At 65.2% G+C, this 273-nt stretch carries 1 protein-coding gene; it reads right to left on the minus strand.

From position 1 onward, the window contains the following. Positions 1 to 273: type VI secretion system baseplate subunit TssK (gene tssK, locus KVT32_RS30065; protein WP_217619426.1), on the minus strand; the 273-nt coding region annotated here is incomplete at both ends.

Raw genomic sequence — 273 nt, forward strand, 5'->3', positions numbered from 1 at the left:
GATCGCGGGGATGTCGGCGCTCACCGCGATGTAGAAGGTGGTCTTCTCGTCGATCTTGCCCGAGTCGAGCATGCCGATGTGGTAGCAGGGCCGGTTTTCGCCGAGGGCGATGGCGAAGTACTTGGACGAGATCACGGTGTCGAGCAGCTCGCGGATGATCTGGTGCAGCTTCGTGAAGCCGGGGCCGGGGTCGGCGTGCTGGTAGGGCGGCAGGTCGGCCAGGGTCCAGCTCTTCGAGAAGGTCATCAGGCGTCCTGCCACGCCGAGCAGCTG

The organism is Achromobacter sp. GbtcB20 (assembly GCF_019091095.1).
In the GTDB taxonomy this organism is placed as follows: Bacteria; Pseudomonadota; Gammaproteobacteria; order Burkholderiales; family Burkholderiaceae_B; genus Achromobacter; species Achromobacter mucicolens.